The sequence below is a fragment of the Arenibacter latericius DSM 15913 genome (genome assembly GCF_000424985.1).
GTDB classification, from domain to species: domain Bacteria; phylum Bacteroidota; class Bacteroidia; order Flavobacteriales; family Flavobacteriaceae; genus Arenibacter; species Arenibacter latericius.
Map to the genome: position 1 here is coordinate 46660 of NZ_AUKX01000035.1, position 14570 is coordinate 61229.

Here is a 14570-nt window from a genome sequence, read left to right on the forward strand (position 1 = left end):
CTCTAATTTTGGACGGAGTTTGTATCTTTGCGGTATGAATAAAAAGATTCTCTTAGAAGATTTAGGCAATAGGGATTATAAGGAAACCTGGGACTATCAGGAAGAGCTATTTAAATCTATAATCGACTTAAAGGTAAAGAATAGAAGGGAAGAGGCCGAACAGGAAACTCCTAACCATTTTTTATTTGTAGAACACCCTCATGTGTACACCTTGGGGAAAAGTGGGGACATTAGTAACCTATTAGTAGATGAAGCCTATTTGGCAGAGAAAGGTGCTACTTTTTACAAGATAAACAGAGGAGGGGATATTACATATCATGGACCGGGTCAGGTTGTAGGCTACCCTATTCTAGATCTAGATAATTTTTTTACCGATATTCATAAATATCTGCGACTATTAGAGGATATGATAATTCTCACTTTGGCAGAATATGGTATAAAAGGGGAGCGATCTGAAGGAGAGACTGGAGTTTGGATTGATGTAGGCACTCCCTTTGTTCGTAAAATATGTGCCATGGGTGTACGTGCTAGTCGTTGGGTGACCATGCACGGATTTGCTCTAAATGTTAATACCGATTTAGGATATTTTGACTTAATGATTCCGTGTGGGATTAGGGGCAAGGCCGTAACATCTTTAAACGTAGAATTAGGAGTGAAGGAAGTAGATACGGAAGAAGTGAAAGAAAAACTATTAAAACATTTTTCTGCCCTTTTTGAAGCAGAATTTCAACTTGCATATAATAAGGTATAAAGAAAAAAACCGAGACTTAAATCTCGGTTCTTATTTGTTTAGTTGGGTTTGAAGGTCTCGACACTTAGGTCGCTTTGTAATTATTGTTTTCTCCCCAATGTTTCATAGGATATCTATTTTAGGACTATTGGTTGTATTTAGTAAGCTCCATCTGGCTACTTAAAGCCCCTTTTTTATTATACATTTCTTGTTTTACCATTCCTATGCCTTCTGCTAGCCATATTTTAGAGCGCATGTTTTGCTTTACACCCATGGTCTCAGAAAGGTTGTCTTCAGTTAGAACATAACAATCAAAAGTCCCAGCAGGAGTAGTGATACTCTCTTTTTTCTCTACCTTTCTATTCGTTTGGTCTACCCTCATGGTCATATTCATCCCAGTCATCTTAATATTTACGGTTACATTGGCATCTTTTAATTCTTGGCCTACGCTTAAGCTATTGGGGATGTCAATATCAGTACCAGAAATATCCATTTCCATTCCCATATCGGTGTATTGCTTTATCATTTGGGATGGAACAAGTGAATTGTAGTCTATTTTAACACCATCTCCCGTACAGCTGAATTTAAAATCGGAAACCATAACTTCCTTGCCCTTCTTGTCGGTAAATTTCATATTCATAGTTGCTATGGTAGTCCCTCCAGAGTTTGATACCTCTTTAACGTAATAATCAGTAGTGCCGTCTGGCTTACCTTTTCTATCGCTCATAGTGTATTGAAAACTTACACCTTCTTCCATGGGATAGAATTTACTGCAATTGTTCTGAGAAAAGCCCAAAAAGGTTATTAACACGGAAAACAATATGATGGTATTTCTTTTTTTCATAATTTTAAATGTTAGGTTTAGTGTATAATCTATAATATAGAGCATCAAAAGGTGGAGTTAAATTCGTTGGCTGTTCGATTAAAATTTTACAAACTCTACTCTTCTGTTTTGTGCTTTGCCAGCGGCAGAGCTATTATCCCCGACGGGTTCAGCTTCACCTTTACCGTCAATCTGTAACCGACTTTCCGATATTCCGAAATCGTTGCTCAGGGTCTGCTTAACAGAAGCGGCTCTTTTCTTAGATAGTTCAAGGTTAGTAACATCGCTACCGTCTGCATCGGTATGACCTATAATCCGTACATTTATTCCCGATTCTTGCTGCAGGGCATCGGCAATTTTTTTTAAGGTGCCATAAGATTCTGGTTTAATCTTATCAGATCCGGAATCGAATAAAATTCCTGTTGTTGAAAATTTCCCTTCCTTTAATAATTTGCTGCGAAGGTCCTCGCCGCCTTCTGCCACTTTTATATTGGTTATAAAAATAGGTTGATCCTTGTTTTCGCTATTTACATTATGTAAGATAAACTTAACGTGTTTAATTAGACCTGATCCAATAAATCGTGGAAGGTCTACCAATTTTCGTTCGTTCATCCACATACGATATCGCGTACCATTTACAGCTACAGCCACATGAGAAAGTTGTAGTACCTCATTGCGCACGTCTTTCATAACAAAGTTTCTAATAGTATTTTCATTGTTAATGCGATTATTAACGTAAATCCCAGCATCGCTATGTTGGGCTAGGGGAATTCCCATTTCTGCGTAATTGGCGCCATGTTTAAAAGAATTGTTATCGTCTAAAAGTAGTGTTAACCGAGAGTTTATACTTGTATTCCTATCGAGTCCAGAGGTGATCATATCAAATTCAATAGTGAAGTCCTTGGGTAATGTTCCAGGGAGCTCAGGAATAAAAGTAGTCCTATGCGATAATTTTAACCATTTATCGGGACTGTCGTTAAAGGTAACGACCTCGCCAGATCCATTGGTGTTCCATTTGGCAGGAAAATCACCAACATTATCCACCGAGAAATCGTCGTAAAGTAACACTCTATCCCCAGCAACAAATTCGTAATTAGTATAGAACTTTAGTGTTTTGGAGCCTTCATTTACCTCACTGGATGAATGATTTGTTCCTGCCGAGGTATTTTCATTTGGGGAAGTGTTTCCTTCTTGGGTTATTGGTGGATTGGTTTCAGGGTTAGGAGCCTTGGTTCCAGGTTCTAAAACGTCATCTAAAGCTTCATCTGTTTTTTTGCTGACTTCCCTATCTACGCGACGTTCAACAGTGCGTTCTGCAGCTTTTTCGGCTACTTTGCCTAGTTTTTTTAAAAATTGAGCATTGGTTGGATTGGTAAATGAAAAAAGTAATAAACAGCAAAAAGCTGTTTTTGGTATAAACACTCTAAGTTGCATAATTTTTAATTTTATTGGTTCTTATAATTTTATGACAGGCGTCATACTTCTTTTAAAAATAAGGATATAGATAGATTTAATTAAATAGACTGTATGTAATGCACGATTTATTGTACTAATTGCATGATTAACAAAAAAGTAAGTTTTATATTTCAATTTAAAGTAAGTGAAGACTTACATTTTGCTGATTTGTAAGCTCTTATCAGAGGAATCTTTGGAGGTGGTAACTTTAGTAATATTCTTTTAATTACTACGTTGTTTGGATAAAAAAGGACAGATCGCTATAGGAAAATATTTATTTTAAAGCGTATAACAGTTCGTTTTTTGCTTTGTGGCTGTTAAGGGAGAAATAGTTTTCTCTACACTTTAAAAGTAACCTAAAGGAATTTGTTAAGAAGTAGACAGGTATGGCAAATCCCTAATACCTTTTTAATGCGTCTTGTTAAAATCACTTGGGCTAGGTAATACAGTTTGCCTAGCCCAAGGATTGTTTTAATTTATTCTATAAACAATAATAGAATTATTTTGGTCTTTAGCAACCAATTCTAATTTATGATCGTTATCCATATCACTGAGGTCTATAAGCGAACTACCCGGTACAGGAAAGTCGGAAATGGGTTTTGCCTGACTGTCGAATAAATATATCTTTTGGTTCTGAATATCGGTAACGCTGACATATATTTTATCGTTTAGGTAGAATATTCTAGGCTTAGAGTACATCCCTAACTCTAATTCAACCTTCTTCCCTCTTATAGATAATTCATTGTCATTCATAATTACCATAGTGTTGCTAGTAGCATCAATACCATGATCTGCCAATAAATTTAGGTTGGCCGAACTCATTTTTCCATTTTGATCTATTTGGTACAGTCGGCCTTCGGTATCAGTCAACGTAAACTTGTTTTTGTGGACGCGTACTTCATTGTCAGAAAAGGCAATATTTTCTTTCACTGGGATTCGTGTTGTTCCAGTTCTCGATAAGATATTCAGTTTCCCGCCCTCTTCTTTAAAGACTAGATAGTCCTTTCTTCCTATTCTAAAATGTTTGGCGATACCTTGAATGGCTTGGTCGGCCTGCTTAAATTTAAACCCAGAAACTATCTTCCCTTGTCTATTATACATATAAATCTTATTGCCGTGGGATAACACAAATCTATAATCTTTTCTTCGTTCATAATCAAACACAGCTAAGGGATTTAAAATACCTCCTTCATAAGAAAATGAGAATGGGGGTACTTCTTTTCCATTTCTGTCTAGGATTAAAAATTGATTGTCAGTTGTAAAAGCCAATTGTAAGCGTCCGTTCTTATATAAGTCAACTTGTTCTATGCGACCTTGTATTCTACCATTAAGCTGTTTTTTCCATAATATTTTACCATCCGTAGAAATAAGATAGAGTTTGTTTTGTTGGTCTTGGACTACTATTTCTTCTTTGTTGGTATGGTGGTTTTTTACAAATTGAGGAACTGTAGCAACTTCACTATCCAACGTAAGAGTAAATAGTGGAGTGGTTTTATTCATAGAAGTTTCGTGAGCAATTTTTTGGAATAAGATATTAGTGTGATGAAAATGGTCTTCCGAAACCATTTGTGCAGCAAATGAATATTCTGAAAGTTCCTTGGTCTTAACTTTCTGGGTTATTTCTTTTGAAAAATAGTGATCTAAATAATATTCTATTCCGCTGGCGTTGGCAACAAATAGTATGGTAGATTCATCTGCCAATTGTTCTTTAGCTGTTTTGTAGGTAGCCGTTTTGTTAAAAGTGGCGTTATTTTTATAATTAGCGATAATGGTTTTTAAGCTTTCCGCCGAGCTGCCAAATACAAACGCATTCTCTATAATGGTGTAAAAGTTTGCAGAATAGTTTTTTATAAGAGGATCAAAATAAAGATTTAAAAAGTCGTTCTTGGAAAGAGTAACAATCTCATGACCTTGGTATTCTTCCGCGCTCGTCTTTATATCATCAAAATATTTGTGAATCTTCTCCGATCCATTAGTGTATAACAAAACAGATAGATCTCCTTTTAAATGGATTAAGCCTATTTCTTCAACGGCATCAAAAGTATTGTCGATTAAAATAGACCTGTCTAAGTGCTTTTTTTGATTGCTAGCGAAGGCACTATAATCATCAAAAGTATAAGATAGTATTGCCTCCGCGGCCATAGGTGCCAGGCTAGGGGTTCTGTTAACAAGTGCATGGGTGTTCCTAAATAGATCGCTAACTTTTGGAGTAGTTTCGTTGGCTGTGATTATTCCATTTAGTTTTATATGATCTTTGTTGGATTTAAAATCTATATAAACCCATTCTGTAAATTTAGAAATATCCACATTCACCCCATCGGCCAAAATGCTAGAGAGTAGCGAAGTGCTTTTTTTTGTGTTTATAAAGATATTGGCACTACTTTCATTATTGGTAACTTCATTTAGTTTATTGAGCGATGGATTTATGCTTAAGTTCTTTTCCTTGCGAAGCAAATTTTCTAATAACATCTTAGCAGAGCTGATGATGATTTTGTTGTTAAGCTCTATAGAAAAGAAGGTGTTATCTTCAATACTATACTTTTCAATGGTTTGTCCTTCATATGTAATTTGCTCTACCGTTTTATCAGTAGCTTCTTCTAAGTTAAAGAGTTCACTGGAATAATGCGTTACGTATAGGATTTCAAAATTTCCCTTTCCTAATTCTACAAAGGCAAGGACGCTTTCCATATCGGTCTGGAGGTAATCTAGGGGTTGTATCTTCTTTACAATAGAAGAATACGTTTTAGTGGGAGCAAAAGATTTTAACAGGTCATTGTCTCCTAAATCACTAGAAAAGGCCGTCTTGTCATTTATTTTAATAATAACCGCACTATTTTGAGGAACATAAGACAATAGGGGGGACGTTATACTTTTCTCTTTAGTACAACCAATAAAGAATAATAAGGAAACAATTGCTAATTTTAATTTCATAGAAAGAACTTTGCGCAAAAATAGGATTTTTAAATATCAGGATTTAGTTAGTCCGTTATGAGTCGGAACGATTTTCGGTGGTATTTGGTTATTCCATACTTTTTTATTGCTTCCCGGTGTTCTGCTGTTGGGTAGCCTTTGTTTTTATTCCAATTGTACATGGGGAATTCCAAATGTATTTCTTCCATATATTGGTCTCTTGCTGTTTTAGCTAAAACCGAGGCAGCTGCAATACTTTGGAATTTGGCATCTCCTTTAACAATACAGGCAAAAGGGATATCCTTGTATGGTTTAAACCTATTACCATCTATAATTATAAATTCAGGAGGTAATTTTAATTGGTCTAGTGCTTTGTGCATAGCCAAAAAAGAGGCGTTTAAAATATTGACATCGTCAATCTCTCCCGGAAAAATATGTGCAATACCATAACTTATTGCATTAGCCTCTATAGTAGGCTTGATGAGATCTCTTTTTTTGGGGGTTAACAATTTAGAGTCGTTTAAGGTGTCGTTGGAATAATTTGGCGGCAATATTACTGCCGCAGCAGTTACCGGTCCTGCAAGACAACCTCTTCCGGCCTCATCCGTCCCCGCTTCAAGAGAAGTGGTGTAATAGGGTTTTAGCATTTATGAATTATGTTCTATTATGTTTATATAAATCCGTCGTTAGGTCTTGGCTTTATAAACCAATTTAACCTTTTAGTACTCCCTTATTTTAACTCCAATGCCAAATATAAAAATTTAAAAAAAGGAATAGCAAGTTTGCTTAACCTTCAGTTGACTAATTGATTATTGTGTCTACTCTAAATGAACAGTGTTTGTTTAAGAATTAGAATCCTACCTCAGTAAAAGGGGTGGAATGTTGGTAGTATTTTGTAGGAAGATATTAAGCTGTCGGAAATTGTAAAGGTTAAAAAGTTATGAGTGATGCCCACAATCCTAAGGCAGTGTGTCTGATGTCAACCTATTCTATATTACATTGTTATCTAATACTGTTAAAAATTTGATTATTTGATAAAAACACATCATTATTTTAACATATCAAAATTATAATGTTAAAAAAAATATCAAATTCTTTTATTTATTCCTAAATTATATGAATCTTTCAATGGGTTTCTCCTGTTGTAGGTGGTTAACTCTTAAAATAAAGGTATGAAATCAAAACTAACTTGGATTATAGCTCCTATCATGGGGCTATTAATGAGTTTTTCCTATTCTCAGGAAAAAACAATTTCCGGTACTGTGTCCGATCAGAGTGGGCAGCCCCTACCTGGGGTTAATATTGTGGTACAAGGAACTACCACTGGTACCCAGACCGATTTTGATGGTAACTATACTATAGAAGGTGAAGTGGGGCAGACGTTGTTGTTCAGTTTTATTGGACAAAAAAGCGTTTCCAAACTTATTGGGGCTTCATCTGTAATAGACGTTACCATGGAAGAAGATACAGAGGCGTTAGAAGAGGTAGTAGTAACTGCATTGGGTATTTCGCGGGATAAAAAATCCTTGGGATATTCTACACAAGAAGTGCAGGGGGAAGATTTAAATACGGTAAAGAGCGGGAATTTTGTAAATGCGCTCTCTGGGAAAGCTTCGGGTATTCAGATTAAAAAGAATAACAACTTAGGAGGGTCTACCAATGTGGTGATTAGGGGAAATGCCTCCTTAACTGGTAGCAATCAGGCTTTATTCGTTATAGATGGTGTTCCTGTAAATAATACAAATACCAATTCTAAATATCAAGGTCAAGCAAGTGGTAACTATTATGATTATGGAAATACTGCTGCAGATATAAATCCAGATGATATTGAGACGGTAAACGTGTTAAAAGGGGCGGCCGCTTCTGCCCTTTATGGATCTAGGGCTGCAAATGGGGTTATAATGATTACCACCAAAAAAGGAAAACAAGCACAAGGAATGGGGGTTACTATTAACTCTGGTATAACAATAGGCTCTATTGATAAAAGTACATTTGCTAAATATCAAAATCAATATGGAGCAGGTTACGGAGCATATTACGATGGTCCTGGTGGTTTTTGGTATGAAGAAGATGTTACTGGCGATGGAAATGATGATCAAGTGGTGGTTTATACCGAAGATGGTTCTTATGGAGCTCCTTTCGATTCAAATTTAATGGTGTATCAATGGGATTCATTTGATCCGGAATCTCCAAATTATAGGAAGGCAACTCCATGGGTGAATGCTAAAAATGGACCGATAACTTTTTTCGAAACTCCAATCACTACAACTAATTCGGTTGCTTTTGCTAAATCCTACGAGGATGACGGGTCTTTTCGATTAAATTATACCAACTTCGATCAGAGTGGAATAATGCCTAATAGCTCTATTAAAAAGCATAATTTTTCTTTAAGCGGATCCTTTAAGCTGTCGGATCGATTAACTGTTAATGGATATGCGAATTACATTAATACCAAAGCCCACGGGCGTAATTCTACAGGATATAGCGATAACCTTATGAGTAATTTTAAGCAATGGTGGCAGACCAATGTCGATCTTAAGGAACAGCGAGAAATTTATTTTGCTACGAGAAGAAATGTTACTTGGAATCCCGCTACTAGTGATGCGGGATCACCGCCAATCTTTTGGGATAACCCATATTGGACTAGATACGAGAACTATCAAAACGATTCTAGAAATCGTTTCATAGGAAATGTTTCTCTAGATTATGAATTTACAGATTGGTTAAATTTTACGGCTAGGGTGGCAACAGATACGTATTCTGAAGTGCAAGAAGAGAGAAGAGCCAATGGTAGTGTGCCAACAAGCTTTGGTATTCCCGATAGCGGTGGAAATAGAGGAAATGTAGATTCAGGTTATGGAAGAAGAAATCTTCAGGTTACGGAGACCAACTACGATTTTATGTTTAATGTTCAAAAGGACATTACTGATAATTTAAATTTAAAAGGTATAGTAGGTGTCAATATTAGGAGAAGTGATTTTGAGTCCATCTATTCTGCTACTAGTGGAGGTTTAAGTGTTCCTAAGCTATATTCTCTTCAAAATAGTACAGGGCCATTAGCACTTCCTGTGGAAAGAGATGAGAAGATTGGCGTGGATGGAATCTATGCAAGCGCATCCTTAGGGTATAATAGTATGATTTATATAGATGCCACTATAAGGAGAGATCATTCTTCTACCTTACCAGAGGATAATAGTACTTTTTATTATCCCTCCATAGCTACTAGCTTTGTTTTTACTAAACTTTTAAACGCAGATTTTGTAAGTTTCGGTAAGCTGAGAGCTAACTATGCGGAAGTGGGTAATAGTGCTCCCTTCGATTTTCTATACGATACCTATAATGTAAATATACCACCAGGTGCACCTAGTACCTCTGTGGATAATCAAAAGAAGAATCCCAATCTAAAACCTGAGAAAACTAAAAGCTTTGAAGTTGGATTGGAAATGCGCTTTTTGCGTAATAGGTTGAGTTTTGATGTGGCATATTATAAAACCAATTCCATTGACCAAATTTTTGGGGTGCCTGTTTCTAGAGCAACCGGTTTTCAAGAAAAGATTTTAAACGCAGGTGAAATTGAAAATAAAGGAGTGGAGGTATCTGTAACAGGAAGCCCTATTAGAACCGAAGATTTTAATTGGACCGCAAGCGTTAACTGGACACAGAATAAAAATGAAGTAGTAGCATTGGAAGATGGAATTCAAAACCTACAGTTGGGTGATTTCCAAGGGGGAGTTACCCTAAATGCTGAGGTAGGAAAGCCTTACGGTGTAATACATGGTACAGATTATACCTTCCTTAATGGGCAAAGAGTTGTAGACCCAGATAATGGGCAATTTATTAAAACGTCTACTTCCGATCAAACTATTGGAGATACCAACCCAGATTGGTTGATGGGTATTTCCAATAAATTTAGCTATAAAAATTTATCTCTTAGCTTTTTGATTGATATACAGCAAGGTGGCAGTATATTTTCGTTGGATCAATATTATGGCCTTGCAACGGGGTTGTATGAGGAGACTGCATTTATAAATGACTTAGGGAATCCTGTAAGGAATACCTTGGCCGACGGTGGAGGTTTTATCAATGAAGGTGTGAATCCAGATGGGGCAGCTAACAGCTCAAGGATTAGAGCAGATAGGTTTGGTGCACTAGGGTATAGAAGAGGTTTGCCAGATAGAGCTTTTGTTTACGATGCTAGTTATGTGAAGCTTAGAGAAGTTGCGCTTATTTATAACCTTCCAAGCAAATTGTTAGAAAATACTTTCCTGACGAATGCAAGCTTAAGCGTTATTGGATCTAACCTGTGGATTATTCATAAAAACATTCCTCATGAAGATCCAGAAGGTGGTCTGTCTGCAGGTAACTTGCAAGGATATTCTGTTGGTTCATTACCTACCACAAGGGATTTTGGGGTCAATCTTAAATTACAATTCTAAAAATAATAAAGATGAAAAAAATAGCAATATTAATTACTGCCGTGATTTTTGCTTCGTGTTCCTCGGATTTGGAAAATCTTAATGAGAACATTAAAGATCCAGTGTCAGTACCAGGAGAAAGTTTGTTTACAGGTGCTCAGAAAAGTTTGGTGGATCAAGTGGTAGATTTAAATGTGAATAATAATAATACTAAACTTTGGGCTCAGTATTTACAGGAAACCACCTATACCGATGAAAGTAATTATGACCAGGTTACTAGGACTATACCGGAAAGGCATTGGAGTGTATTGTATAAAGATGTTTTAAAAGATTTGGATGAAGCAAAGAAAGTTATTGCAGAAACCACATATCCCACTCCGGAAGAAGAGGCATTAAAACCCAATAAACTGGTTGTTGTAGAGATTTTAGAAATATATGCTTACAGTATTCTGGTAGAAACATTTGGAGATGTGCCATACACCCAAGCATTGGATATAGACAATCTATTGCCCGCATATGACGATGGCGAGACAATCTATAAGGATTTAATAGCTAGATTGACATCTGCAATTGGTGCGTTAGATGTGGATACAGGAAGTTTTGGTAGTAGCGATAGAATTTACGCCGGTGATGTTGCGAAATGGAAATTATTTGCAGCTTCCTTAAAATTAAGGATGGGCATACTTCTATCTGATATAGATTCGGATTTTGCTAAAACCACCGTAGAAAGCGCTGTAGCGTCTGGAGTGTTTACAAGCAATGCCGACAATGCAACATATACCTATCTTGGTGCTGACCCAAATACAAATCCAATTCACGATAATTTAATTTTAAGTGGTCGAAAAGATTTTGTTGCGGCTACAACCATTATAGATATTATGCAGCCAAGAAGTTATGAGTACCTCGAAGATTCCAATGAAGATGGGGTGATTGATGAAGATGATGAACGTACCGTAGTGCCTGGATCTGTCACAAGTACCGATCCAAGGATGAAGTATTATTTTGCAGATAATGTAGATGCAGACCCTTCAGTTGAGGAAGTGGTGTATTTTGGAGGTGAAATAGGAAGCACTGCAAATTATTCCTCTCATTCCCATGTTTCAGCACAAATAGAAGAAGCAACTTTTCCAGGGGTAATTCTAGATTATGCGGAAGTTCGATTTTTATTGGCAGAAGCGAAGGCTAGATTATTTGATGTTGATGGAACGGTTGAAGAGCATTATAATGCCGCGATTACGGCCTCTATTGTAGATTGGGGTGGTACCGAAACAGAGGCGTTGGCTTATTTATTAAATCCTAAAGTAAATTATGACTTAGCTATTTTGGCAAGTTCAGCCGCAACTCCTTGGAAAGAAGTAATAGGGACCCAAAAGTGGATTGCATTATACAATCGCGGATTGGAGGCTTGGACCTCTATAAGGTTATTAGATTATCCTATTATGGCAGAACCTGCAGATGCGGTTTCGGGTTTCCCTAATAGGTATACCTATCCTATTATAGAGCAAACTTTAAACGGGGCAAACTATAGTACGGCTTCCTCAGCTATTGGAGGTGATGAGGCAGAAACTAAATTGTTTTGGGACCTTAATTAAGGAATAAACAATGTGTTTAATATAAAACCTGCAATTTTTAATTGCGGGTTTTTTATTTCCTATACCTTTACAATTGATTAAAAAGGGGAATAAGAATTTTAAAGTTAAAGGACGGGTGCTCGTCTTAAATTCAAGAGATGAGGTGTTGTTCTTCTGTTTTTTGAAGTTTAGTATTTCGTTAAGGACAAAAAAATTAACTTTGTCGGCGTAAGTTTACAGAATGAAACATTTATTGACGCTTTTACTAGTGTTTTTTGGTCAAGCCCTTTGGGCTCAAGAAGATTCTATTCAATCTGATAGGGAAATGGAAATCCCTACTGCTGGTGGTATGAATAGAAAGATGCCTTCAAAACGGGGTGGTGGGGCTAAGGTTCAAGAAATAACTATCAAGGATTATAAGATTATTAACTACCAAAGAGATACTACTTTTTTAGATACCACCATATCAATTCAAAAAGAGTATAAATACAATTTTTTACGTCGAGATAACTTTGAGCTTATGCCTTTTGCCAATGTAGGGCAACCTTATAATAAATTAGGGGTAGATTTAGATGCTAAAGATATCTATCCGCGATTAGGGGCTAATGCTAAGCATTTTAATTATTTGGAGGCAAGAGAAGTCGATTATTATAATGTAGCTACCCCCATGTCGGACCTCATGTTTAAAACAACCTTTGAGCAGGGTCAGCTTTTAGATGCTTTGTTGACCTTTAATACTTCTAGAAGACTCAATTTCTCTATAGGGTATAAAGGGTTTAGGTCGTTGGGTAAATATCAATATAGTCAGGCCGAGGCGGGGAGTTTTAAAACGACTACCAATTACGTTACACAGAACGGACGCTATAATTTAAGAGCGCATATTGCTGCACAAAATCTACAAACAGAAGAAAATGGCGGACTAGCCAATAAGGAATTGCAATTTGAGTCCAATGATCCTGAGTTTAGAGATCGCTCAAGGTTAGATGTATTATTTTCAAATGCGAACAACCGACTGTTAGGGAAGCGATACTTTTTAGATCACCAATATATATTGTTCGGTAAGCAATCAGATTCTGGCAAAGTAAAGACCACTGCGCTTACTATTGGGCACCAATTTAATTATGAGACAAAATATTATCAATACCAACAAACCTCCAATAATGCCTATTTTGGAGAGTCCTTTTCATCCGATATTGATGATAAGGCACATCTAAAGACAATGAATAATCAGCTTAGTGCTCAGTTTTCAAATAAAACCTTAGGGGTGCTTACGGGGCATTTAGATTTTCATCAGTACAATTATTACTTTAATTCGGTATTGCAAACAGATACCCAGCTTATTCAGAGTCAACTAAAGGGAGGTGAAATAGCGGTTGGTGCGAAGTATGTGAAAAATATAGGAGGATTTCAATTGAATGGAGCCCTGCGTTCTAATATTTCTGGGGACCTTTCCGGTACTATGCTTGATGCCTTTGCGAGTTACCGCATCAATGAAAATCATGCGCTTAAGTTTTCTGTTCACTCTTCCTTTAAGATGCCCAATTTTAATTACCTGTTGTACCAAAGCGATTATCGCAATTACAATTGGCAGCACACTTCAGATTTTAAGAAAGTGGGTAATAATGGATTTCAGTTCGATCTAGAATCTAGCCTTTGGGGTAATCTAATGGCGAAGTATACTACCTTAAGTAACTACACTTATTTTGCATCAGACCCGTCGGAAACAATAGTTCAAGGTAGTGAACAGGCTTTTATTAAACCGTTTCAAGAATCGGGTACTATTAATCTAGTTAAGTTAAAATATGAAAAGGAGTTTAAGTGGAAGGGATTTGCACTTAACAATACTATAATGTATCAGAATGTGTCGCAACCAAATGCAGTTTTAAACCTGCCCGATTTTGTGACTAGGAATACTTTGTATTACTCCAATTATGGGTTTAAAAAAGCTTTATATTTTCAAACGGGGGTAACACTTAAGTACTTTACGGAATATACTATGGATGCCTATAACCCGGTCTTGGGGGAGTTCTATTCCCAAGACACGGAGAAATTGGGTGGCTTTCCTATGTTAGATTTCTTTATCAATGCTCGTATTCAGCAGACTAGGGTGTTTCTAAAAGCAGAGCACTTCAATTCTCTGTTCTCCGATAATAAGTTTTACGCAGCGCCAAACTATCCATATAGGGATTTTGTAATCCGTTTTGGATTGGTATGGAACTTCTTTTCTTAGTTTAGAATTAGGCTATTATTTATTTGGGCGTTCCCTTCCTTCGTTAGGTCGCGCTCTTCGTTATATCCCTTGCGTTGCTGCGGGGATGCCACTGCGATCGCTAACGCAGCTTGTTGAGGTTTTTTTATTAGCTGATACCGACTAGATGGTAGCTGTGTTCTTTTATAGGAGCTGCCACATTATTGGAGGATAGGGTTCGGATGCCCTACTACTACTACTACTAATGAAGGAGCTGCCTCATCAATTGATGATAGGTTATTAATGTGCGACCGCGATGCGGCCGTCGGGATGCTGTCGTGACAAAGTCACGATGCGCTCTCGCTGGTAGGTGGGGTCTGCTGGCGCAGAACCACGATGGTGTGGGGGTCCGCTAGCGTGGAACCTGGGGTTCCTGCGTATAGAGTGGCTATCTTTTAATAAAGGTCTGCCTTATCAT

Annotated in this window: 8 protein-coding genes; 4 read left to right on the plus strand and 4 right to left on the minus strand. The window is 37.0% G+C overall.

What is annotated here, in order from left to right; all coding sequences use genetic code 11:
- Positions 1-34: 34 nt before the first annotated feature.
- Positions 35-751, plus strand: a complete 717-nt coding sequence (lipB, locus tag H344_RS0111540; protein WP_034256496.1) for a lipoyl(octanoyl) transferase LipB — start codon at positions 35-37, stop codon at positions 749-751.
- Between the two features lie 124 nt (positions 752-875).
- On the opposite strand, the gene H344_RS0111545 is transcribed toward lipB, so the two are convergent.
- The 4 genes from H344_RS0111545 to H344_RS0111560 all read right to left on the minus strand — a co-directional run bounded on the left by H344_RS0111545 (position 876) and on the right by H344_RS0111560 (position 6565).
- Entirely contained in the window at positions 876-1574 is a 699-nt protein-coding gene (locus H344_RS0111545; RefSeq protein WP_026810472.1) for a TapB family protein, read from the minus strand.
- A 78-nt stretch (positions 1575-1652) separates the two neighbouring features.
- Positions 1653-2987 carry an OmpA family protein gene (locus H344_RS0111550; RefSeq protein ID WP_051254277.1) on the minus strand — a complete coding sequence of 445 codons (1335 nt, stop codon included), beginning with the start codon at positions 2985-2987 and terminating at the stop codon, positions 1653-1655.
- A 492-nt stretch (positions 2988-3479) separates the two neighbouring features.
- Positions 3480-5939, minus strand: a complete 2460-nt coding sequence (locus tag H344_RS0111555) for a PQQ-binding-like beta-propeller repeat protein (protein ID WP_026810474.1) — start codon at positions 5937-5939, stop codon at positions 3480-3482.
- Between the two features lie 47 nt (positions 5940-5986).
- Positions 5987-6565, minus strand: coding sequence for a ribonuclease HII (locus tag H344_RS0111560; protein WP_026810475.1), 579 nt, complete (start codon positions 6563-6565; stop codon positions 5987-5989).
- 525 nt (positions 6566-7090) lie between these two features.
- Here H344_RS0111560 and H344_RS0111570 point away from each other — a divergent pair.
- The 3 genes from H344_RS0111570 to H344_RS0111580 all read left to right on the plus strand — a co-directional run bounded on the left by H344_RS0111570 (position 7091) and on the right by H344_RS0111580 (position 14134).
- On the plus strand, positions 7091-10354 hold the full coding sequence (locus tag H344_RS0111570) for a SusC/RagA family TonB-linked outer membrane protein (RefSeq protein WP_026810476.1): 3264 nt from the start codon (positions 7091-7093) through the stop codon (positions 10352-10354).
- An 11-nt stretch (positions 10355-10365) separates the two neighbouring features.
- Complete coding sequence (locus tag H344_RS0111575; RefSeq protein WP_026810477.1) at positions 10366-11925, plus strand: SusD/RagB family nutrient-binding outer membrane lipoprotein; 1560 nt, start codon at positions 10366-10368, stop codon at positions 11923-11925.
- Positions 11926-12145: 220 nt separating this feature from the next.
- A complete protein-coding gene (locus H344_RS0111580; RefSeq protein WP_026810478.1) occupies positions 12146-14134 on the plus strand; it encodes a putative porin in 1989 nt (662 codons plus the stop codon).
- Positions 14135-14570: the final 436 nt, after the last annotated feature.